This is a genomic window from Acinetobacter sp. WCHAc060006 (genome assembly GCF_004209135.1).
GTDB classification, from domain to species: Bacteria; Pseudomonadota; Gammaproteobacteria; order Pseudomonadales; family Moraxellaceae; genus Acinetobacter; species Acinetobacter cumulans.
Genome location: NZ_SGSS01000001.1, coordinates 296,408 through 318,729, shown reverse-complemented (window position 1 = coordinate 318,729; position 22,322 = coordinate 296,408). Strand labels below are relative to the sequence as shown.

General features: G+C 40.5%; 20 protein-coding genes. 9 read left to right on the top strand and 11 right to left on the bottom strand.

Annotated features, from left to right (window positions below):
• Positions 1-69: 69 nt before the first annotated feature.
• Positions 70-2,616, bottom strand: a complete 2,547-nt coding sequence (gene nirB / locus EXE29_RS01455; RefSeq protein WP_117007343.1) for a nitrite reductase large subunit NirB — start codon at positions 2,614-2,616, stop codon at positions 70-72.
• A gap of 66 nt (positions 2,617-2,682) precedes the next feature.
• A complete protein-coding gene (locus tag EXE29_RS01450; protein ID WP_120363737.1) occupies positions 2,683-4,032 on the bottom strand; it encodes an MFS transporter in 1,350 nt (449 codons plus the stop codon).
• A 443-nt stretch (positions 4,033-4,475) separates the two neighbouring features.
• On the opposite strand from EXE29_RS01450, the gene EXE29_RS01445 reads away from it, so the two are divergent.
• The 3 genes from EXE29_RS01445 (at position 4,476) to EXE29_RS01435 (ending at position 7,199) form a co-directional block, all read left to right on the top strand.
• The gene (locus EXE29_RS01445) at positions 4,476-5,063 is read left to right on the top strand and encodes an ANTAR domain-containing response regulator (RefSeq protein ID WP_106984347.1); all 588 of its coding nucleotides are present in this window, start codon (positions 4,476-4,478) and stop codon (positions 5,061-5,063) included.
• A 9-nt stretch (positions 5,064-5,072) separates the two neighbouring features.
• Positions 5,073-6,065, top strand: a complete 993-nt coding sequence (locus EXE29_RS01440) for an ABC transporter substrate-binding protein (protein WP_120363736.1) — start codon at positions 5,073-5,075, stop codon at positions 6,063-6,065.
• A gap of 210 nt (positions 6,066-6,275) precedes the next feature.
• Complete coding sequence (locus tag EXE29_RS01435; protein WP_120363735.1) at positions 6,276-7,199, top strand: LysR family transcriptional regulator; 924 nt, start codon at positions 6,276-6,278, stop codon at positions 7,197-7,199.
• Between the two features lie 110 nt (positions 7,200-7,309).
• On the opposite strand, the gene hpxO is transcribed toward EXE29_RS01435, so the two are convergent.
• Complete coding sequence (gene hpxO / locus EXE29_RS01430; protein ID WP_120363734.1) at positions 7,310-8,467, bottom strand: FAD-dependent urate hydroxylase HpxO; 1,158 nt, start codon at positions 8,465-8,467, stop codon at positions 7,310-7,312.
• Positions 8,468-8,674: 207 nt separating this feature from the next.
• Here hpxO and alc point away from each other — a divergent pair, with 207 nt between their 5' ends.
• Both alc and EXE29_RS01420 read left to right on the top strand, forming a co-directional pair.
• Entirely contained in the window at positions 8,675-9,682 is a 1,008-nt protein-coding gene (gene alc, locus EXE29_RS01425; RefSeq protein ID WP_106984351.1) for an allantoicase, read from the top strand.
• A gap of 6 nt (positions 9,683-9,688) precedes the next feature.
• Positions 9,689-10,204: an ureidoglycolate lyase gene (locus EXE29_RS01420; protein WP_228198696.1), complete on the top strand. Its 516-nt coding sequence runs from the start codon at positions 9,689-9,691 to the stop codon at positions 10,202-10,204.
• Between the two features lie 214 nt (positions 10,205-10,418).
• Here the strand turns inward: EXE29_RS01420 and EXE29_RS01415 are convergent, their stop codons facing one another.
• The 5 genes from EXE29_RS01415 to EXE29_RS01395 all read right to left on the bottom strand — a co-directional run bounded on the left by EXE29_RS01415 (position 10,419) and on the right by EXE29_RS01395 (position 14,887).
• Positions 10,419-11,780 (bottom strand): nucleobase:cation symporter-2 family protein, encoded by a 1,362-nt coding sequence (locus tag EXE29_RS01415; protein WP_120363733.1) that lies wholly within the window; start codon positions 11,778-11,780, stop codon positions 10,419-10,421.
• A gap of 47 nt (positions 11,781-11,827) precedes the next feature.
• Positions 11,828-12,148 carry a hydroxyisourate hydrolase gene (uraH, locus tag EXE29_RS01410; protein ID WP_106984354.1) on the bottom strand — a complete coding sequence of 107 codons (321 nt, stop codon included), beginning with the start codon at positions 12,146-12,148 and terminating at the stop codon, positions 11,828-11,830.
• Positions 12,145-12,648, bottom strand: a complete 504-nt coding sequence (uraD, locus tag EXE29_RS01405; protein WP_106984355.1) for a 2-oxo-4-hydroxy-4-carboxy-5-ureidoimidazoline decarboxylase — start codon at positions 12,646-12,648, stop codon at positions 12,145-12,147. The genes uraH and uraD overlap by 4 nt, the downstream gene beginning before the upstream one ends.
• A gap of 139 nt (positions 12,649-12,787) precedes the next feature.
• Complete coding sequence (gene puuE / locus EXE29_RS01400) at positions 12,788-13,753, bottom strand: allantoinase PuuE (protein WP_120363732.1); 966 nt, start codon at positions 13,751-13,753, stop codon at positions 12,788-12,790.
• Positions 13,754-13,984: 231 nt separating this feature from the next.
• Positions 13,985-14,887, bottom strand: coding sequence for a LysR family transcriptional regulator (locus EXE29_RS01395; RefSeq protein ID WP_106984357.1), 903 nt, complete (start codon positions 14,885-14,887; stop codon positions 13,985-13,987).
• A gap of 104 nt (positions 14,888-14,991) precedes the next feature.
• Between EXE29_RS01395 and EXE29_RS01390 the strand changes: the two genes are divergently transcribed.
• From EXE29_RS01390 to yddG, 3 genes are all read left to right on the top strand, one after another.
• On the top strand, positions 14,992-15,420 hold the full coding sequence (locus EXE29_RS01390) for a CidA/LrgA family protein (RefSeq protein ID WP_120363731.1): 429 nt from the start codon (positions 14,992-14,994) through the stop codon (positions 15,418-15,420).
• 10 nt (positions 15,421-15,430) lie between these two features.
• Positions 15,431-16,123 carry an LrgB family protein gene (locus EXE29_RS01385; RefSeq protein ID WP_120363730.1) on the top strand — a complete coding sequence of 231 codons (693 nt, stop codon included), beginning with the start codon at positions 15,431-15,433 and terminating at the stop codon, positions 16,121-16,123.
• 204 nt (positions 16,124-16,327) lie between these two features.
• A complete protein-coding gene (yddG, locus tag EXE29_RS01380) occupies positions 16,328-17,260 on the top strand; it encodes an aromatic amino acid DMT transporter YddG (protein ID WP_117007355.1) in 933 nt (310 codons plus the stop codon).
• A gap of 83 nt (positions 17,261-17,343) precedes the next feature.
• On the opposite strand, the gene EXE29_RS01375 is transcribed toward yddG, so the two are convergent.
• Complete coding sequence (locus EXE29_RS01375) at positions 17,344-19,041, bottom strand: NAD-dependent malic enzyme (protein ID WP_120363729.1); 1,698 nt, start codon at positions 19,039-19,041, stop codon at positions 17,344-17,346.
• A gap of 648 nt (positions 19,042-19,689) precedes the next feature.
• On the opposite strand from EXE29_RS01375, the gene EXE29_RS01370 reads away from it, so the two are divergent.
• Complete coding sequence (locus tag EXE29_RS01370; RefSeq protein ID WP_106984432.1) at positions 19,690-20,127, top strand: DUF2147 domain-containing protein; 438 nt, start codon at positions 19,690-19,692, stop codon at positions 20,125-20,127.
• A gap of 95 nt (positions 20,128-20,222) precedes the next feature.
• Here EXE29_RS01370 and EXE29_RS01365 read toward each other — a convergent pair whose 3' ends face one another.
• Together EXE29_RS01365 and EXE29_RS01360 are read right to left on the bottom strand one after the other, a co-directional pair.
• A complete protein-coding gene (locus EXE29_RS01365) occupies positions 20,223-21,716 on the bottom strand; it encodes an NADPH cytochrome P450 oxidoreductase family protein (RefSeq protein WP_120363728.1) in 1,494 nt (497 codons plus the stop codon).
• A 10-nt stretch (positions 21,717-21,726) separates the two neighbouring features.
• Positions 21,727-22,317: a PepSY-associated TM helix domain-containing protein gene (locus EXE29_RS01360; protein ID WP_120363727.1), complete on the bottom strand. Its 591-nt coding sequence runs from the start codon at positions 22,315-22,317 to the stop codon at positions 21,727-21,729.
• Positions 22,318-22,322 lie beyond the last annotated feature (5 nt).

The following is a 22,322-nucleotide window of genomic DNA, read 5'->3' as shown; positions in this document are numbered from 1 at the left end:
TTCCTGAACTTTTATTCCAAACCTTAGAAATGGCTGTAAATGAAATAAAAGTTCCAATACCTAAATTTGTTATGCTTCTACAACTGGGATACGGTTTACATCGCGCTCAGATTCTGTTTTTGGGCGAATTTGACCGCGTACAGAAGCAAACTGAATATGCGGGTCTTGCTGTGCCTCAGCCTTAGCATTAATGAAGGTTTTAAAGCGTTTACGTACTTCTGGGTCTTCCACTGCAGTACGCCATTCATCTTGGTAAGTACCAACCACATGGTTCATACGGCGCTCAAGTTCAGAAGCTAAGCCAAGTGAGTCATTCACAACGACATCTTTCAGATAATCCAAGCCACCTTCCATATTGTCACGCCATACCGAAGTACGCTGTAAACGGTCTGCTGTCTGAATGTAGAACATAAAGAAACGGTCGATATACTTAATCAATGTTTGCGTGTCTAAGTCAGAAGCCAGCAATTCTGCATGACGCGGTTTCATACCGCCGTTACCGCAGACATATAAATTCCAGCCTTTTTCTGTCGCAATGACTCCGACATCTTTACTTTGCGCTTCAGCACATTCACGGGTGCAGCCTGATACTGCCATTTTCAATTTATGCGGTGAACGCAGGCCTTTGTAGCGGTTTTCTAGGAAGATCGCCAAACCAACAGAGTCGTCTACGCCATAGCGGCACCAAGTACTGCCGACACAAGATTTCACTGTACGCAATGATTTACCGTATGCATGACCAGACTCAAAACCAGCAGCAATCAATTTTTCCCAAATTTCAGGCAGCTGATGCACTTGTGCACCAAACATATCAACACGCTGACCGCCTGTCAGTTTGGTATATAGACCATATTCTTTCGCAATTTGACCAACAGCAATTAAACCATCAGGAGTAACTTCACCGCCCGCCATACGCGGCACGACTGAATAAGAGCCGTCTTTTTGTATGTTGCCTAGGTAGTAGTCATTACTGTCTTGCAAGCCTGCATGGCTTGGTTTAAGTACAAAGTCATTCCAGCAAGACGCTAAAATATTGGCAGCTGTCGGTTTGCAGATATCACAGCCCAAACCATGACCATGCTGCTGAATTAAATCATCAAAGGTTTTAATTTCATTCACACGTACCAAGTGATACAGCTCTTGGCGAGAGTAAGCAAAATGTTCACAAATATGATTATTTACAGTCACACCTTGACGCTGCAGCTCAGACTTAAGCACTTGCGTCACCAATGGTGCACAGCCGCCACATGCAGTTGCAGCTTTCGTACATTTTTTAAGTGCGCCTAAAGAAGTCGAACCATCCGCAATTGCAGAACAGATATCCGCTTTAGATACGTTGTTGCATGAGCAAATCGTTGCGCTGTCTGGCAGCAGATCTACACCGCTGCCGCCCGCTTTACCTGAAGCTTCTGCAAAGCCCGGCATAATCAGGCTTTCTGGGCTTTCTGGTACATCCAGATCATTCAGCATCATTTGCAAAAGATCGTTATATTCTTTTGCACAGCCCACTAGAACCGCACCTAGCAGTTTAGTTTTTTCAGCATTCACCACAATCTTTTTATAGACTTGCGCCGCTTCGTCTGCATAAAAATAGCTTAAAGCATTTGGTGTCATTGCATGCGCATCACCAACTGATGCAACATCCACACCCATCAGTTTCAACTTGGTGCTCATGTCTGCACCAGCAAATGCGTTACAGCTTTCATCCATAACGTGCTTTGCAGCTATACGCGCCATGTCATAGCCCGGTGCAACTAAGCCATAAATTTTATTCTGCCAAAGCGCACATTCACCAATGGCATAAATGTCTGGGTTTGAGGTTTGGCAATGATCATTAATCACAATACCGCCACGCTCGCCTATGGCTAAACCGCTTTGACGCGCTAATTCATCACGTGGACGAATACCAGCAGAAAATAAAATGATGTCGGTTTCAAGTTCAGAACCATCACCAAACTTCATGACGTGTTTAGCTTCCGCGCCATCTTCAATACAAGACGTTGCTTTTTGGGTGTGTACTTTTACACCTAAATTTTCAATTTTAGTACGCAGTACCTTGCCACCTAAGTCATCAATTTGCACTGCCATTAAACGTGGTGCAAATTCCACAACATGCGTTTCTAAGTTTAAATCACGCAGCGCTTTCGCTGCTTCCAACCCCAACAAACCACCACCAATCACCACACCTGATTTTGCATTCAAGCTTGCAGCACGGATAGCATCTAGGTCGTCAATGGTACGGTACACAAAACAGTTTTCACGTTCATTGCCTGGAATTGGCGGTACAAAAGCGTATGAACCTGTAGCCAGTACTAATTTGTCATAAGAAAGAATATCGCCATGATTCGTCGTCACCGTTTTATTGCGCTGATCAATTTCAACTGCTTTGGTGCTTAGGCGTAAATCAATACCGTATGCATCAGCAAAGTCACTACGGCAAAGGGTTAAGTCTTTTACAGATTTTCCGCTGAAATATTCAGTTAAGTGCACACGGTCGTAAGCTAGACGCGGCTCTTCAGCTAAAATGGTTAATTCAACATCATCACCTGCGTGTTCCAGTACAGATTCAATAAACTTGTGGCCTACCATGCCATGACCAATCATGATGATTTTCATATTCTTTCTCCGCAATATTTTCTTTTGCGCAGCCTAAGCCTCTATACGCTTAGGCTGCTATTTGTATTAGTTTTGAGCTTCAGCTAGATTTCTTTCATTCACAGCTTGTTCAAACAGACGCTGTTCTTTTTCTTTATGCTCTACAGAGAAGCGGATCATCAGCACACAGCTTGCAGCAATAACCACTAGACCGCCCAACACCATAAGCGTGGTTTGAATATCCAGCATCCCTTTAAGCAAGAAACCTGCAGCCACAGCACCAACGTTGCCGCCTGCGCCGATAATGCCTGCAACGCCGCCTAAAGCATCACGGTCAATGAATGGCACCAAGGCATAGGTTGCGCCACACGCCATGTGGGTGAAGAGTGCGAATACTGTCATTGCAAGAATGGCGAATATTGGTGTGCTCATTTGCGAGAACAGAATTAAAAACAGGCCTTCAAGTAGAATCATCGCAAACAGAACTTTGGTACGGCCATCTAAGCCTTTGGTGGTCGCGACTTTGTCTGAAACAATGCCGCCGAGCGCGCGGGCAAACAGTGCCAACAAACCAAAGATCCCTGCTGCCATGCCGGCTTCTTTTAATCCGAATTGGAAGTTGTCGACGTAATACAGCGCAATAATGTTGTGAATAAAGATTTCAATGCCAAAGCATGCTGCGTAAGCGCCAAATAAAATCCATACGCGATAATTGCGCGCAGCGTGCATAAGAATGGCCACACCGCCTTTTTTATCTGAACCAACAGCAACGCCTTGTTCACGTAGTTCTTTAAAGTCACCTTGTGGGCAGTCTTGGGTAAATTTCCAGTACATTGCACCCACGATCAGCATCATCACACCAGGTACAATCAGTGCAATACGCCAGCCCATCGCTTGCTCTACACCAAACATAACGAGTGCACCAAGCAGTAATGGCATTAAAGCTTGTGTTGCACCACCGCCTGCATTACCCCAGCCTGCGGTTGCCGCATTGGCTGTACCCACCACATTAGGCGCAAACATAATGCTGGTATGGTATTGCGTGATGACAAAGCTTGCGCCGATCGCACCGATCAGCAAGCGGAAAAATAGAAAGGATTCATAACTATTTGCAGAGGCCACGCCAAAGACAGGGATACTGCCGATGATTAATAATGCTGTATAAGTTTTACGTGGACCGTATTTATCACATAAAGGCCCAACGATCAGACGGACTAAAATCGTGATTGCAACTGCGGCAATATTGATATTGGCAATTTGATCTTTAGTCAGGTGAAATTCGCCAGCAATGACAGGCATCAAAGGTGCACAAGCAAACCAAGCAAAGAAACAAACAAAGAATGCGAGCCAACTCATGTGGAAGGCCCGCATCGCTGCTGAAGAGAAATTAAAAAGACTTATTTTTGTTGCTTTTTTAGCATTTAAATTTGAAGACATAGCTTCCAACTCCTGAACTGAACGTATACAAGTTGCTGATATGTAGTGACATAGCAGAAACGATCAGAACGGACATCGTTGGCCGTCTTACAAATTTTATTTAAGTCGTCTTTGACTTTCTTGAGTATATGCACTCATCATGCCAAGTTTGGCTTTGTAATTTTAAGTTACTGTTAAATATTAATTTATTTTTAACTATGTGTATAAGTGTTTTGATAAAACTTAATTACAATATGTAATTTTGCATTTTCCCCCAAATTAACATTTGCTCAAATAGCTTAATCTTGATGCATCATTGCATTATAAAGGTGCAGGCATGTATAAGCTGTGGCATAAAAGCTTTGAAAATTCATATAATTTTCAGTTTGTTCTGACTTTTATCACTTGGCATTTAAATTGCTTGTCTTATTAAATTTCATTTCAGGACGGCCCTGAGTTTTTGCATGCCAAAACTAAAAATAGCACTCATCGATGATGATGTAGAACGTGCATCTTTTATTAAGTCCTCTTTAATCGAACATAGTTTCGAAGTTGTGGCTTGCCTGATGATTGATCATTTGAATACTACAGATCTACAGACCTTACATGCCGATGTCATTCTTTTAGATATGGATCACCCACAGCGTGACATTATTGAAAGTTGCGTAAGTCAGTTTGATTTACCCACTGTGCTTTTTACCAAAAATTCGCATAAGGACACCATTAAAAATGCCATTGAAGCTGGCGTAACTGCTTATATTGTAGATGGCATTGATCCAGTAAAATTAGACAGTATTTTAGAAATTTCAATTGAGCAATTTAAAAAGCATAAAAAACTACTCAAAGATTTAAATGAAACAAAATGCAAATTGGCTGACCGTAAAGACATTGAAAAAGCCAAAGTGATGCTGATGCAAATCCATCACATTGAAGAAGATAAAGCATTTGCTTTGCTCAGAAAAAATGCCATGAGCCAACGTATGACCATGGGTGAAATGGCACGTCGATTAATCGATGCACAGGCCTTACTTCAAACTCAATTTAAGGACTAAAGATCGATCATGAATGATTTAGAAAAAACAGATATTCAGCTCGGCTATATACCTTTACTGGATTGCACTGCAATACTTTGGGCACAGCATCAGGGCTATTTTAGCGAGCAAGGTCTCGAAGTAACTTTGGTTAAAGAAGCATCATGGGCCAGTCTACGTGATCGTATGGCATTTGGTATATTAGATGCGACACATTGTTTGTCGGCGATGCTTCCTGCAGCTGCAACAGGAGACGATCATTTAGGTATTCCGCTACAAACTTCACTAGTGTTAAGTACAACACGTGCTTTTATTAGTTTAAGTCAGCAGTTGTGTTATGAGTTGAATATCGCATCTACAGATACACCTGCAGATTCTGCCAACAAAATTAGCCAAGCCATTCAGGACGGTAAAAAAATACAATTGGCACATGTATTTAAGCAGTCTATTCATCATTATTGCTTACGTGAATGGCTAGCTCTGGCCAATACTGAATTGGCCCAAAACTATCGCTTAGCGACTTTACCACCGCCGTATATGGTTGAAGCCATTGCCGCACAGTTAGTTGATGGTTTTTGCGTTGGCGAACCGTGGAATATTCAGGCACAGATTCAGGGCTATAGCCAAATTATTGCGGAAAGTCGCCAGATTATTCCCAAAGTTGCCGATAAGGTTCTTGCCACAACACAAGAATGGGCGTTGCAACATCCCAACACACTTATAGCTGTGAAGAAAGCAATACAGAAAGCACAGCACGATTTAACGCATTTAGATCGACTGGACGAGGTATGGAAAATGCTCGAAGCCAGTGAAATTATTCGTTTTAGTTGCTCTGATCATTTGCATGTTGAAAGTTTTTATAAGATTCAAAATATTATTCGTAGCTTTGGTGTGCAAAAAGCACCTCAAGTTGATAATTTTAAATGGATTGTGCAACAAATGTGCAAATGGGAACAATTAGAATTAAGTCTGTCAGACATAGAGCAGATTGCTCAGCAGTGCGTGGGTCTAACTAATGCGTAGAACTGTCAAATTCTCAATTTGCCTATGGTTTTTGTCATTATAGAATGCAAATTTCCAAAATTGCTTTCTCATTTTTAGAATTAAATTTGAATAAACCATTCAAAAAACTCAACATGGCACAAAAATCGCTTATGCATCATTAGCCCTGTACAGAGCGTATAGATGATCCTAAGCGATATGCCAAGTGCATGAATTTTGAGACTGATTTTTATGTCGATTACTTTTTCACGATTTTCCGAATATTTTATAGCAGTTGCGAAGTCTGGAAGCTTACGAAAAGCAGCAGAACAACTTTTTATCTCCGTTTCCGCAGTACATCGACAAATTGTATTGGCTGAAGAAGAACTAGGCGTCGAATTGTTTGAAAGACTGCCACAGGGTTTAAAGCTTACGCTTGCAGGTGAACTACTCTATGCAGACCTACTTAAATGGCAAAAGGAATTTCAATTAACACGGATACGTTTTGATGAAATTCAAGGTTTGAATCGGGGTAATATTCATATTGGTTTTATTTCTGCGCTCAACGACAGTTTTGTATTGGACAGTATCCAAGATTTAACTCAAATGTATCCATGGATTAACATGAACATTTGTATTCACAATAGTGAGGTTATTTCTAAAAAAATTATTGATGCTGAGCTCGATTTTGGCATTATTTTAAACCCACAAAGTCACCATCAATTAGAAATTCTCTCTTTTATTGAAATTCCACTGGGCTATACCCTTTCACCCTCACACCCATTGGCCACAGCAGAAAAAATTTATTTATCTGATACGCTGAGCGAACGTCATATTATGCCCAGCGAGCCTTTAGTGATTAGTGAATATGTGCATACTTTGTATAAACATCATAAATTTACACCCATACAAAAAATTGAATGTAATGATATTCGTATGATGAGTGCTTTAATTAAGCAGAATTTAGGCATTGGCTTAATGTCTTATATGGATGCCTTACCTTTAATTAAAACAGGCGAATTAATCTTTAAACCCCTGCATGAAAAAGGGATTCACCGTTTAACGATTGCACTATGTGTAGCATCAAAGCGTCAAACCACTAAAATATCTAAAATTATGATTAATCAAATGATCGAACAAATCGAAATCATTAAAAATCAGCTCAAGGTTATATAAAATAACGTTTTATTTAACTGGTGAACGAATTAAATCCACTTCATAAAAATTTAAAAAAATCATAAAACCAGTATCAAGTACTAGTTTTATGATTCATTTCGGTCAGAGCATCAATCTAAAGGATTACCGACAATATTACCAATAATCCCTTTCATAATGTGCTCACCTTGCTCTTGTTTTAAGTCTTCATACCATTGACGGGTAATGGCTTCGTCTTTCATGTGGGTCACATCACAACGCTTACGTGCACGTAGTACCAATTCATTGGCACGTTCATTTCGTTTATTTTGATAGCGTCTTAAGGCATCTTGTAACCCCAAAGTATTAATTTGCAAGGCACGCGCCAAGTAAATCGCATCTTCCATGGCTTGGCAGCCACCTTGGCCAATGTCTGGCGTCGTACTATGTGCGGCATCCCCCACAATGACCACACGGCCTTTATAAAAATCTGCAAAAGGTTCAATATCGTGAATTTCAACGCGGTTGGTTTTTTGCTCATCTACTGCCTCAATCAGCTTTTGTACGGGCTCACACCAACCTTTAAAATATTCTTTAAACAAGGTTTTATATTGGCTACGGTTATTTTCTAAACCCACTGGCAGTGGCACATCAAAAAAGAAATAGAAACGATTTTCTGCAACGGGCATCAGTGAAACACGTTTACCTTCACCGACAAAAGTTGTCCACTGATCTGCAGCTGCAAATTCTTCTGAAATATTGACCAAACCATTCCAATTAACATAACCGGCATAGCGACGATCAACCTGTGCACCTAATACATAAGCACGAGTAATGGAGTGTGTCCCGTCTGCCCCGACCAATAAATCGCAACTGGTTGTGCTTCCATCTGCAAACTGAATTTTGACGGTGTCGTTGTGCTCGGTAAAAGCCGTCATTTTTTTGGCCAAATGAATATCTTCGCGACCAAATTCATCCATCAGCATATTTTGTAAATCTGCGCGAGACACAGGATATGGACGCTGACCGACTTCTTCAATCAGTGGATACAAGCTGAACTGCGTCATGGTATCGCCACTGAGGCCATCTATATAAGCCAAGTAGTCCATTTTACCGCCAAGCTTTTCTACTTGTTCCGTTAAGCCAAGGTAATTTAAACACTTTACACCATTTGACCATAGGGAAATTGCGGCACCAATTGGTAAGATCTGTTCAGCTTGTTCATAAATACTGACTTGATGCCCAAATTTTTTCAGTGCAATGCCTGTGGTTAATCCTGCCATGCCTGCACCAATAATTGCAATTTCCATCTATAACTCCGGTATTTATTTCATCATCTGAGTCATAAAAAGCGAAAAGCGTGCCATTTTGCTCAAGTCGGATTGAAAAAAACAAAAGTTGGCACAGGCTGTGCTTCTAAACACCTTGTAAGGCTTGTTTTTATCGAATGTTCAAAATTCATCAAGATGATGCAAGTGTGATGTTTAAAACGATCAAACCTGAATGGATTTTTATAAATGGCAACATTATTCGCCCCTATTTTTGATATTCCTGCACAATTACAAACACTAACGAACTTAGCAGATGCCCGTATTGGTGCAAAAATTGTGGAATGTTCCGATGATTTTTTTGCAGAAGCTAAGCGTATGCTTCAATTTGAAGCACCCATATTTGTCGAAGATAAATTTGACGACAATGGCAAATGGATGGATGGTTGGGAAACACGCCGTAAACGCCACAGTGGTTATGATTGGGCGATTGTGCAATTAGGCGTTGCCGGTCGTATTCAAGCCTTTGATATCGACACAACCTTTTTTACCGGTAATTATCCAGCTTCAGCTTCGGTCGAAGCCTGCTATGCACCAGATGGCGACCTGAGTCAGGCAGAATGGGTGAGCCTTTTAGATAACTCTGTTTTAGGCCCAAGTCAGCATCATATTTTACATGCTAAGTCACAGCAGTTATTTAGCCATGTACGTTTAAATATATTTCCAGATGGTGGCGTGGCACGTTTTAAAGCCTATGGCACAGTTGAAGTGCAGCTACAAGATGTAGAACAAACGATAGATTTGCTGGCGCTTGAAAATGGCGGTCGCGTCATTGCATATAGTGATGCACATTTTGGGCACCCACGTAACTTAATTAACCCAGGCCGTGGCATAAATATGGGCGATGGCTGGGAAACCAAACGCCGCCGCGCTCCTGGTTTTGACTGGTGTATATTGGCTTTAGGCCAAAGTGGTGCAATTCATAAAATTGAAATTGATACTGCACATTTTAAAGGAAATTACCCTGCGCAAGTTTCAATTCAAGCAGTGTATATCGAAGATGCAACAGATCCACAGCTGATTCCGCAAAGTATGTTCTGGCCTTTCTTGCTGGAAGCGCAAGATATGCAGATGGATCATATCCACACTTTCCTTGCAGAAATTTTAGAGCATGAAAAAATCTCCCATATCCGTGTGAATATGATTCCAGATGGCGGCATTAGTCGTATACGTCTTTGGGGCAAAATTGCGGGATAAAAAGTGATGAGTATGCCTTTTGATCTTCAAACAATTCACATCGAACCACTCACAAAGGCCAACTTTGCCGCTTTTGGTGAAGTCATCCAATGTGCAGAGCAAGATTTCTTCCATATCAATAATGCACATACAGAGCGCTATCATGCGATTGCTGTGACCCAAACAGACCAAGCTCAATCGGGCATTAGTATTTTTCGTAATATCAAATCTACGGTATTACCTTGTACAATCTGCATGTTAGAGCGCCATCCCTTAGGGTCTCAGGCTTTTATTCCTATGCATGGACAGATTTTTTTAATTGTTGTGGCCCCTGCTTTAGATGCCAACCAACCAGATCTAAGTCAGTTGCGTGCGTTTATCAGTAATGGTGAGCAAGGGGTCAATTATCATGCAGGTACATGGCATCATCCTCTTCTGACGCTTGAAGCACCCAGTCAGTTTGTGGTGATTGACCGTATTGGTACAGGGCAGAATTGTGATGTGATTCAATTTGCTACTCCAATTCAGCTCTGTACTACTTAAAGCATGCTGTTTTAAAATTTATTCGTCATCTAAAACAAGCACTTTAGTGCTTGTTTTTTTATCTCAACTATTTGTGTTGTTTAAAATATCAGTCTGTCGTTCCACGGCATCAACAGTGCATATTCTAAAGTACCTACCCAATTTTAGACCTCATAAAAAGCCCACAAAATGTGGGCTGTATTAAAGTGTTCGTTATGAATCTAGCGCATGTACTTTAATGTGGTGTTTTCACCAATGTTTTAGACACATTCACAGTCGCTTTGGGTTTAAACAGACTGAGGTGGTTAAACACAATGTTCAGTAAAATTGCCATTACGCAAGTAGAGCTGATCCCTGAATGAAATAATGTTTGCACCCATTTTGGAAAATTTGCATAGAAAGAATGATCAATAATTGGAATCATCCCTGCTGCAATTGCGGTCGCGACAATAATTAAGTTCTTTTGTTCATTGTAGTCAATTTTGGCTAAAGTACGGATACCGCTGGCAGCCACTGTACCGAACAGCACTAAGCCTGCACCGCCTAATACAGGCACAGGAATGGCAGCAATGAGGCGACCCATGATGGGTAGAATACCTAATACCACTAAAATCATACCGCCGGCAGCCACGACAAAACGGCTTTTTACCCCAGTAATGGCCACCAAGCCGACATTTTGCGCAAATGCGCTTTGCATAAATGAACCAAAGATTGGCGCAGCTGCACTCGAGAGCATATCTGCACGCAAACCATTGGTAATACGCTCTGCATCCACTTTTGTATCTACAATTTCCCCAACAGCAATAATGTCTGCAGTGGTTTCCGTCATAATCACCAAAGTGACAATCAGCATGGCAATAATTGCGCTGAGTTCAAAGGTCGGCATGCCAAAAGCAAAGAAACTTGGGAACTGAATCCAGCTGCCGCTTGCAACTTTAGAAAAATCACCAAAGCCGAAGGCATAAGCCAATACAGTACCTAAGATAATTGCCAGTAAAATAGACAAGCGGCGGATCGTTGCATTGCGGGTTAAATTTAGCGCAATCACAATCGCCAAAGTTAAAAACGCTAAGCTGATGTTTTCTGCACTGCCCCAATCAGGCGCTTTACTGTTTCCGCCCATCATCCAACGTACGGCAACGGGTAATAAAGACAGGCCAATGACGGTAATTACACAACCAGTCACAATAGGCGGGAAAAAACGGATAATTTTTGAAAAATACGGCGCTAAAAAGAAACCGATAAGTGAAGCGACAATCACTGCGCCATAAACTGCAGAAAGTCCACCACCTGTTGTGACAATCGCAATCATGGTGGCAACGCCCGCAAATGATACGCCTTGTACCAAAGGAAGCTGTGCGCCAATGTATTTCACGCCTATGGTTTGCAGTATGGTCGCCAAGCCGCCGACAAACAGCGCAGCTGCAATCAATAAGCCGATTTGCGCCGCTTCTAAGCCCGCTGCAGTACCAATAATCAATGGTGGCGCAATAATACCTCCATACATGGTCAGCACATGCTGTAAACCGTATGCCAGGCTTTTGCCTGCACCTAAATATTCATGTTCTGGTGAAATGCTTTTTTCGTGTTCTGTCATTGTTATATTCCCCTATATTTTTCAACATTTATTTTCAATTGAAGCGCTTAACTGCCACGGTAAGTTGAATACGCAAATGGGCTGATCAGCAAAGGAATATGAAAATGCTGTGAGGCATCTTGTACATCAAAATGAATGACCACTTTTGGAAAAAAGGTCTGCAGTCCTAAAGCTTGAAAATAGGTTGCTGTAGAAAACTCTAAGCTGTAAGTGCCGGCGCTGAATTCAGTCAGGCCAAAGTCGGTAACTCGTCCATCTGCATTGGTGAATGCAGCGCCTAAGAGCTGCCCATCAGCATTAAAAAGTTCAATTTTTACATTGGCTGCCGGCTTGCCCAAACAGGTATCTAAAATGTGGGAACTGATCATGCGTTAAGCTCCTGCGTTAATCTTAATAAGGCAATTTCAGTCAGCTGCTGATGCACAATGCGTTTCTCTGTATCTGGATCATTCAGCAGCCGATAACGCAGTGCCTGTAGCACATCTTCACTGTTTAGGCCCGAAGCTTTAATTAAAAAAATGTAGCCGTATTTTTTTTCGTAGGCGGTGTTGCCTGCCAAAAGTGCTTCCTGTGTTGCGTCATCACTGGTAATGCTAGCCTGCTCACGCTTAGAAAAATCCTGTTCTTGATCGCTTAAAGTGGACTGTGCCTGTTTTTCACCTATACGCGGATGATTGTCTAAAGCGCTCTTAATTTCAGACCACTGCCAAGTTTTTGTCTGTTGTTTTGCCTGTATCAACAGGTCTTCAACAGATGCATAAGGTCGCTGCGCTGTTAGTTCACTGACCCAGCTTTTAATTTGCACACAGTGCTTTAAAAAAGATTTTGCATCCGATTCAGATGCTTGATTAAATTCAGCAAGTTGCACTGTTAAATCGCCTAAAAATTGAATATTTGTTCAAATTTTTATTTTGCAATATCAATGCCAAATCAGTTAAAAAATGAAATTTTGCTTTTTTAAAGCAAAAAAATAGGAGCTAAACTCCTATTTTTTTAAATACTTATGATTAATTTTGGCGATGCGTTTTCTGCCAATGCAAAGCAATATCCCCACGTTTGCAAATCCACACTTTTTCGTGAGACTGTACATAATCTAAGAACCGTTGCAGTGCCTTAAAGCGCCCAGGCCGCCCTAAAAGACGGCAATGCATTCCAATCGACATCATTTTTGGCGCAGTTTCACCTTCGGCATACAACACATCAAAACTGTCTTTTAAATATTGATAGAAATGCTCACCCGTATTGAAACCGCCCGCTGAGCTGAACTTCATATCATTGCATTCTAATGTATACGGTATGATCAAATGGGGGCGGCTTTGCCCTGCACTGTCCGTTAAGGTGCTCCAAAATGGCAAGTCATCGCCATAGTGGTCGCAATCATATTGAATTTGCGGAAACTCAGCCAGTAGCTGACGGGTATTTGGGCTGTCACGTCCGGTGTACCAGCCAATGGGCGCTTGACCAAACAGCGCTTCCAGCACACTTATCGCCTGATCCATGTGCTGACGCTCAATCTCAATCGGCAGGTTTTGATAGTGTAGCCAGCGCTGCCCATGCGACACCACATCATAATTGGCTTCCTTAATCGCTTGTACCACATGAGGATTACGCGCTAGCGCCATGCCAACACCAAAGATGGTCATGGGTAGCTGACGCTTTTGAAATTCTTCGTGAATACGCCAAAATCCAACTCTTGAACCATACTCATACATTGAATCCATCGACATGTGCTTCGCTGGAAAGCTTGCTGCACCAACAATTTCAGATAAAAACTGTTCTGAACCAGCATCTCCATGTTCGACGTGATTTTCGCCACCTTCTTCATAATTTAAAACAAACTGCACAGCAATGCGGGCTTGATCTGGCCACTGTGCAAGGGGTGGTTTTCCATGATAGCCAATTAAATCTCTGGAATAGTCCTGCTGCTGAATTTCATCAATGAGCGCTTGTCCGCGCAAATAAGGTACTGACACTGGTATTTCCTAATTATCTATATCAAACAGTAAAAAATATTTAACTGAGTGCTAGCAATTAGTGCGCCAAGAATTCAATTTGCGTGATATGAATGCATCTTCTTAATCAGCAGGCTCGAAATAAGTGCTTTCTATGCATCAGAAAATTTCATGCTTCAAAATAAATCAAAGCATCTGAATTACTAATGCATTTCAGCATCAAAGGTAGTGCTATAAAACTGTATTCAGCCTTTAGAAAAAACTGATCTGTTCTAAATTTTCTTCGACTATTTCCAGCCATGCCCGAACAGCTGGGGTCATCGGAACAGTTCTGTTCCATGCCATGCTTAAAGTCCAGTTAATATGTGGCTCTTGTAAAATACTATAATTAAACTTTTCAGCACTGAGCTGTTCGCAATACTTTTCTGGCAGTAATGCAATTCCGACATCGGAATCCACCAGTTTGCTGATAAAGTCCCATTGACTGCTTTTACACACGACTTTGGGTTCAAAGCCCACATCATTGGCCGCCTGCAAAATAATTTGATTCAGCCTAAACGTATCATTAAACAGTAAAAAAGATTCTTCTTTCAGTTCAATTAATGACACGGTTTTCCGTTTGCCCCAGCCGGACTGCTTACGCGAGAGCAGACACATCGGGGAATCTACAATTGGAATACCGCTTAATGCAGGTTTGAGATGGCCTAAAATAATCCCAACATCTACTTTTCTAGCCAAAATAGCCGTTTCAATACTGGTTGCGCCGACTTCAAAAAAACTCAGTTCGATATTGGGATACAGCTTATGAAATTTTGCAATTAATCTGCTAAACATAGATGAGCCTATCGGTGGCAAACCGATGCTTAATGAACCTTGTTTGAGTTGCTGGATGCTGGCGACAGATGCATACATTTGTCGCTGTTGCTCTAGCATCGACAACGCATGTTTATAGATTTGTTCACCAATGGCCGTTAAAGCGACATCACGTTTACGCCCAGCCTGCCCCTTGTGAAATAAAGATCCGCCGATTTCTTCTTCTAAGGCATCAATGATTTTACTGACCGTCGGCTGACTGACAAAAGATTCATCGGCTGCTTTTGAGAAACTTTGCAACTGCACAATATTCACAAAAACATTCAGGCTTTTCATGTCCATAATTAATTATTCAAAATATGCATAATTATTTTTCAATTATTCATAATTTGCCTATCTGGTCAATTTTAAAATAGTCCTCAGTTGTTTAGTACAGTCTGATCTCTATGTTTAATTTAGCTAAAATTCAGCATGCTTCTATTATTGCACTGCAATTAGGGCTGCTGACTGCGATTTGGTGGCTTGGCGCATGTATTCAGCAGTGGCTGAATTTGCCCATCTCTGGCGGCGTGATTGGATTACTGCTGGTTTTAGTTGCCTTGCTGTCAGGTGTAATGAGGCTAGATTGGATTAAAGCAGGGTCCAGCTTTATTTTGGGCGAACTGGTGCTGCTATTTATTCCTTGCGTTGTCGGCATTATGAAATATAAAGACTTATTTATCAGTCAAGGCTGGCAACTCGTTTTGAGTGTTGTCATTGGTACCATCATTGTAATGACCATTACTGCGCTCACTGTTGCATGGGGCTTTAAGATGGAAGCTGCTTGGACGAACAAACGCAGTGCTTTAAAAACACAGCCACAGCAAGGAAAATAAGGTTTATCACATGAATACTGTTTCAATTGTTTGCCTTTTTGCCACCATTGCAGGCTACTTATTGGGTAAAAAGTTTTATAAAAAATACCCACTGATTATTTTTGCACCTGGCATTTTTGTCCCTACGATTATTATCATTGTATTGGTGATGAGTGGCGTGAGTTATGAAACCTATATGCTGGATGCGAAATGGTTGATCTGGATGCTCGGCCCTGCAACGGTGGCCTTTGCACTGCCCATTTATGAATACCGAAAGCTAATTCAAAAGCATGCCTTTGCAATTTGTTTAGGCATTATTGTGGGTATGCTGGCGGGCATTGTGAGTTCTTTTTATTTGGCCAAATTATTCCAGTTTGATGCTGCCACATCTTATAGTTTAATGGCGCGCTCAATTTCAACGCCATTTGCGATGGAGTTGACCTCAAATATTGGTGGGTCTGTTGAATTAGTTATCGTATTCACCATGATTACCGGCACTGCTGGTGTGATGCTGGGTGATATGATTTTGGCAGCGCTAAAACTAAAATCACACTTTGCGCAAGGCGCATCTTTAGGAAATTCTGCGCATGGCTTTGGCACCAGTCACGCCTTTTCCCGTCATGCTGAAGAAGGTGTAGCAGCTTGTTTAACTATGGTGCTCGCTGGGGTATTTATGGTGCTGGCAGGGCCATTTTTAATCCGCTGGACAGTAACTTTGCTCTAAGCAAAGATAATCAATTTTCACTTAAAAACTGTAGCATTTTATTTATATGTTGCAGTTTTTTTTAGTGATTATTTTTTTCAATATGTCTGTCCTTAAGTTAATCCACATCTTCTAAGCGCTTATTAGCCCAGCCCTCTGCAATTCAGCGTATACTGTTTGATTAAATTTCATATTTTTTGCGCATAGCGCAGCCTTGAGCAAGCAATTTCTAAAAATCTAGCTACCCTCATCGGTTTTAGTGCCATTTTGCAATGGTCTTCGATTGTCGGTCTGTTAAAAACAGTTAGTTTCAGTATTGGCCCAGACCTTGCCGTCACGTTTATGTACACGTTCAGTACTGTCATTTTGCTTTTGCTATTTCGTATTCCAAAACTGAAAGACATTCCGCGTGGCTATTTAATTTCTGCAACGTTGCTCTTTCTGATCTATGAACTGTGTTTTTCTTATGCGATTGCCTTAGCGCAAACAGCGCAACAAGCCATAGAAGTCAGTCTGGTCAATTATTTGTGGCCAAGTTTAACCATTGCCGCATTAATTGCCTTTAAGGAATTGAAATTCAATATTTTTGTAATGCTTGGCTTAGCAATCAGTCTCGGCGGTATTGTCGTTATGCAGGCGGGTGCGGGTGATTTTTCATGGGTTGCGGTTATTCAAAACGTGCAGACTAATCCTGCGAGTTATATTTTAGCGTTTATCGGCGCCAGCTTATGGTCTATTTATTGTGTTATTACCAAAAAATACAGCCAAGGCCACAATCCAATTGCGTTATTTTTCTTGGCTATTTCTATTGTGCTATGGCTAAAAATGTTCTTATTTCATGATTTTCAAGGGATTCCAGAGATTCATTTATCTACGGGTATTTGCATGCTACTGGTTTCAATTGTCACGGCATTGGGCTATGCCGCGTGGAATATCGGCATTATTAAAGGCAATATCACTTTATTGGTAACCCTTTCATATTTTAGTCCGCTGTTTTCTTCCCTGCTGTCTATGCTGATTTTAGATACCGTACTGTCCAATGAATTTTGGCATGGCGCCATATTGGTCACAGCTGGGTCATTTGTCTGCTGGATTTCAACAAATTGGGCAGATCTAAAACGAAAACTTAACTTTAAATCTAAAGCATTTAAAATTTAAGATATAAAAAAACAGCCATGATTTCATGGCTGTTTTTTTATGATTGTGCATAGCAAGATATGCATCGCACTTCAAAATTTTACTTAATAAGTCACGCGTTTGTATTCTCGATATTCTGGTGTCCAGAAATTTGCTTCAATTTTTTCACGAATCGTTTCTTCACTAACCCGTGGCGCAACACCATCATCCATAGCGGCAAGTGCAACACGCAACGCGATTATTTTAGAAATTTCTTGCAACTGATCTAAGCTTGGCAGTAAGTCTGCTGTTGGGTCTTGTAACTTTGGTGAGCATTCAGCCAAAGCATTACTGGTTGCCATGAGCATATTATCTGTAACCCGCTTAGCACGTGAGGCAATCACGCCAAGACCAATACCAGGGAAAATATAGGAATTATTACACTGAGAAATATTAAATATTTGATCATGATAATTCACTGGTGCAAATGGACTGCCTGTAGCAATCAGTGCGCGCCCTTCAGACCATTGAATTACATCAGACGGAACTGCTTCTACCTGAGAAGTTGGGTTTGAAAGCGGAAATACAATTGGATTTTCACAATTGGCTGCCATTGTTTCAATAATTTCTTTAGTAAATAAGCCAGCTTGCCCAGACACCCCAATGAGCACGGTAGGTTTTGCATGTCGCACAACATCGAGCAAAGAAATCACATCGTCAGCTTGCGCCCAATGAGCAATGTGTACAGGTTGCTGCGCCAATTTACGCTGGAAATTCAATAAATTTGGCTGATTTTCTGTAATAAGACCAAAACGGTCTACCATAAATACGTGCTGGCGAGCTTCAGCATCACTCAAGCCCTCTGCACGCATTTGTGCAACAATTTGTTCTGCAATACCACAGCCTGCCGAACCTGCACCTAAAAATGCGATGGTTTGATCTTTCAATTTTTTATTTGATGCATGTGATGCTGCGATTAAACTTCCGACAGATACTGCTGCAGTGCCTTGAATATCATCATTAAAACAACAGATTTTATTTCGATATTTTTCCAATAAAGGCATCGCATTTTTTTGTGCAAAGTCTTCAAACTGAATTAATGCTTCAGGCCAACGCTGTTGAATCGCATGAATGACCTTATCTACAAATTCGTAATATTCATCACCACTAATGCGCGGATGACGTAGGCCCATATACAATGGATCATTCAGCAATTGTTCATTATTGGTGCCCACATCGAGCGTGATTGGTAAGGTATAAGCTGGGCTAATGCCACCACAAGCTGTATATAAAGACAACTTTCCAATAGGAATACCCATCCCACCAATGCCTTGATCGCCTAAGCCTAAAATGCGTTCACCATCTGTAATTACAATGACTTTTACATTTTTTCGATTTACGTTATGCAAAATTTGATCAACATGTTCACTGTCTGGATATGAAATAAAAACCCCGCGATGACGGCGGTAAATATCCGAGAAATGTTGGCAGGCATCGCCTACTGTTGGTGTATAAATGATCGGCATCATTTCTGTTAAATGATTTTCAATCAGATGATAAAACAGCGTTTCATTGGTATCTTGAATGTTACGCAAGTAAATGTGTTTATTGATTGGGTCGCTAAAAGAACTGTATTGTTGATATGAGCGTTGGCTTTGTTCTTCAATATTTTCAATTACATGTGGCATAAGGCCATGTAAGTTAAATGCTTCACGTTCTTGCTCTGAAAAAGCTGAACCTTTATTAAGAAGAGGTAACTCAAGCAAAGTATTTCCAGCGTATGGAATATATAAAGGACGTTTGTTTCGATCTACACTAGACATTAAAAAAGCTCTTTTGAATCAACTTTAACAACTGGGTCAAAGTATCGCGGTTTTATCGTTTATTTGTATAGGATAGCTTAAAATAAGCGAACTTAGTCATTCATTAAATAAATACCTATTTGTCATTAATTTAACCGTCGAATAACGGTAATATTTTATTCTTCTATACCATTTATATTGGCCAAAGGTCTTTCATATCCTTAAAATAATGGGTTTTATGCTTTTTTATGCATACGATTTATAGTTATGAAAAAAATAACAATATATACCTTATTGTTATGTTTTGAATATAAACAATACAGCAAAATTTTTGTCATAAATGTAGAACTATCTGTTTTAGCTATTATTATTTCTTGATAACAAGTTGTTAACTCACTCAAATACCACTCCAAGCTCAATAGTATAAGTTAGTGTTTAAGCTCAATATTTTAAAATATGAATGCCTACATTCCGCTACAATGTGTATAAATTTTGCAGAAGCCTTACACATATATATGTGTAATATTCATATTTAATCCCACTTTATTTTAGAAAATTAGGACTGTACTAATTGCCCTAGCATATATTTACACTCTTCGATTGAAGGCTTTAAATTCTCTAGCTTGGGCAAATAGCCATCTTCAAGGAATGTATGAGGTTTTAATGATGATAAAAAAAATAGCCACTCTTCTTGGTTTATCTGCAATTTCAGCAATGACTTTGGCAGCCGATCCGCTCCATGGTACTAAATGGAAAACCATTGATGATCAAACCAAAAAGCCACTCTCTATTGTAGAGTTCCGCGAAGCACCAAATGGGGCACTTACAGCTAAAATTGTAGATGTGTTCACCCCAGGTGAGGCTGAAAGTTGTGCAAAATGTGTAGGGAAATTTCACAACAAACCCTTGAAAGGGGTTCAAATCGTTTCTGATTTAAAAAATACCGGTAAGAATAGCTATGATGGCGGTAAAATTACTGACCCTAAAAATGGTAAAACATATAGCTTTAATGCCAAACTTTCAAATGATGGCCAAACATTAAATGGCCGTGGTTATATTGGTGTTTCTGCGCTAGGGCGTAGCCAAACTTGGGTTCGTGCGAATTAATCCTTCAGCACATAAAAAAATGGCTCTGATGAGCCATTTTTTTATTTTTAAGCCTTATATTTGCTTAAGTACTACTCGTCTGAATTAGGCATTAGTTAATAAACATCACGTTTATAGCGTTGCTGTTGTTTTAACTGTGCTAAACCTTCTACACCTAGTACCTCAATTAATGCTTGTTCTACACCTTGCGCCATCCCATGTAAACTGCCACAAATATATAGCGTTGCACCCTGCTCGACCCAATTTTTGAGTTGTGTCGACTTTGCAATAATTACATCTTGTACATAAGATTGCGCTTCCCCGTCCCGAGAATAAACCCGATCAAGTTTTGGTAAATAACCTGCATCTTCTAAAGTACTCAATTCTGCATTGCAAATTGCATCATACTGTTGTTGTCGTTCACCAAAAATCAACCAATTTTGCTGATAACCCCACGCTTGACGCTGTTGTAAATGTGCCATTAAACCTGCTAAGCCAGAACCATTCCCAATAAAAATGCATGGTGTATCTTGCATCTTCAAATGGAAACTTGGGTTGTGACGTATAGATGCTCTAAGCGTTTCATCAACTTGTAAATCTTGCGTTAATAAACCTGATCCCAGACCTAAACCTTGATTTCCTATTTCTTGGCGGACAATTAAATCTAATGTCCCATGTGTTGGAATACTGGCAATTGAGTATTCGCGAATGGGTAAATCTATAAGATGATTAATCCATGACTCGATACTTTGTTTTGTACTTTGCTCTGTCGTTTGCAAAACATAGTTAGGAGCATTTTTAAGATTTTTAAATCGTAAAGCTTCAAGATGTGTAGCATTTAAATGCGACTGTTCATTTACAAAGGATTTTAAGGCTTGATTGCTATTTGCACATTGAATTTCAATAATATCACCTGCATGCCATTCAACCTGCTGAGCGACTTGGAAGCTTAAAAAATATAATCCAGTGCCTTGACTGCCTGCATTGAGTAAAGATCGGGATTTAAGATGTATATCAATCCAGACTTTTCCCGTTGCCGTATGTTTTAGCTCGGTTTGTGTAAATTGACTTAACTGTGTATGCCATGCAGTTAAATCTGCATTTGCCAATTGATCCACACAAACTAAATCAAAAGCAGGCTGAGCTTGTTGCTGATTCAACCACGTTTGCACGCGTTGGCCAAAAGCACAAAAATTACGATAACGACGGTCACCAAAAGCCAGAATTGCAAAAGTTTGATGTGATAAATCTAAAGTCAGTTGGCTTAATTGATGCTGAAAGCTTTGAGCACTATCAGGAGCATCACCTTCGCCATAGGTGCTGACAAACCATAAAGTTTGCTGTGCTTGTTTCAGTTGATCAGCTGTTAAATCTTGAATATTAATACAAACACAATGTTCACCCGCTTGTTGTAGCTGTTCAGCAGTATGTTTTGCATAATTCTCAGCATGACCAGACTGGCTAGCATAGATGATTAAATAAGTCTGATCATGAATCTGATCGGCTTTTGGCTGTGTAAGTCGGCTATAAATCAACACACAAATATAGACCAAACATAACAATAACAAGCAAGTCAAAATTGTTAGAAGCAGTGCTACTGCAGAAGTCATCACACTGTCCTTAAATTGCAGTCCATATTAATAAGATAAACAACGCCAAGCTACTCGCAGTTAATAGCAAGTGTGTGAGCAAACGCGTTTTAATACTTAAAAATAAAATAAAGCCGGCAATGGACAATAATAAAATAACAACCGAAGCAACATCGATAAACCAATGCCATGCTGTGCCTGCATTTTTACCGCGGTGTAAATCATTAATGAGAGATACAGTTGATGCAGGCTTTGAAGTGACTTCTACTTCGCCAGTGTCTAAGATTGCCCAAACATCCGTTTCGCCAGCAGGACTTTCGAGACGGATCATCACTTCACCATCCATCACTTCGCTACTTTTATAACGTCCGACGACAGTACTGTGTGCACGAACATAGTCCAATAGTGCGGTACTTGGGTTTTCTTGATCAAGCAATTGTTGGCTTACAGTATTAGGTAACTGTAATTTGACTGGTGCTTCTTCTGGTGCGGGTTTAAACCAATCTGGATTATTTAAAAATAAGCCAGTGAGAGCAAAAAAGAAAAGTGCAATAAATGCAAATGCAGAAAGCCAGCCATGCACATAGCGTGCATGGCGGTAAAAATCACGTTGTTGGTACACTGTTT

Excerpts from the sequence above, each read along its gene's own strand:
- nirB (WP_117007343.1), bottom strand. The coding sequence starts at position 2,616 with ATGAAAATCATCATGATTGGTCATGGCATGGTAGGCCACAAGTTTATT.
- EXE29_RS01450 (WP_120363737.1), bottom strand. The coding sequence starts at position 4,032 with ATGTCTTCAAATTTAAATGCTAAAAAAGCAACAAAAATAAGTCTTTTT.
- EXE29_RS01445 (WP_106984347.1), top strand. The coding sequence starts at position 4,476 with ATGCCAAAACTAAAAATAGCACTCATCGATGATGATGTAGAACGTGCA.
- EXE29_RS01440 (WP_120363736.1), top strand. The coding sequence starts at position 5,073 with ATGAATGATTTAGAAAAAACAGATATTCAGCTCGGCTATATACCTTTA.
- EXE29_RS01435 (WP_120363735.1), top strand. The coding sequence starts at position 6,276 with ATGTCGATTACTTTTTCACGATTTTCCGAATATTTTATAGCAGTTGCG.
- hpxO (WP_120363734.1), bottom strand. The coding sequence starts at position 8,467 with ATGGAAATTGCAATTATTGGTGCAGGCATGGCAGGATTAACCACAGGC.
- alc (WP_106984351.1), top strand. The coding sequence starts at position 8,675 with ATGGCAACATTATTCGCCCCTATTTTTGATATTCCTGCACAATTACAA.
- EXE29_RS01420 (WP_228198696.1), top strand. The coding sequence starts at position 9,689 with ATGAGTATGCCTTTTGATCTTCAAACAATTCACATCGAACCACTCACA.
- EXE29_RS01415 (WP_120363733.1), bottom strand. The coding sequence starts at position 11,780 with ATGACAGAACACGAAAAAAGCATTTCACCAGAACATGAATATTTAGGT.
- uraH (WP_106984354.1), bottom strand. The coding sequence starts at position 12,148 with ATGATCAGTTCCCACATTTTAGATACCTGTTTGGGCAAGCCGGCAGCC.
- EXE29_RS01395 (WP_106984357.1), bottom strand. The coding sequence starts at position 14,887 with ATGGACATGAAAAGCCTGAATGTTTTTGTGAATATTGTGCAGTTGCAA.
- EXE29_RS01390 (WP_120363731.1), top strand. The coding sequence starts at position 14,992 with ATGTTTAATTTAGCTAAAATTCAGCATGCTTCTATTATTGCACTGCAA.
- EXE29_RS01385 (WP_120363730.1), top strand. The coding sequence starts at position 15,431 with ATGAATACTGTTTCAATTGTTTGCCTTTTTGCCACCATTGCAGGCTAC.
- EXE29_RS01375 (WP_120363729.1), bottom strand. The coding sequence starts at position 19,041 with ATGTCTAGTGTAGATCGAAACAAACGTCCTTTATATATTCCATACGCT.
- EXE29_RS01365 (WP_120363728.1), bottom strand. The coding sequence starts at position 21,716 with ATGACTTCTGCAGTAGCACTGCTTCTAACAATTTTGACTTGCTTGTTA.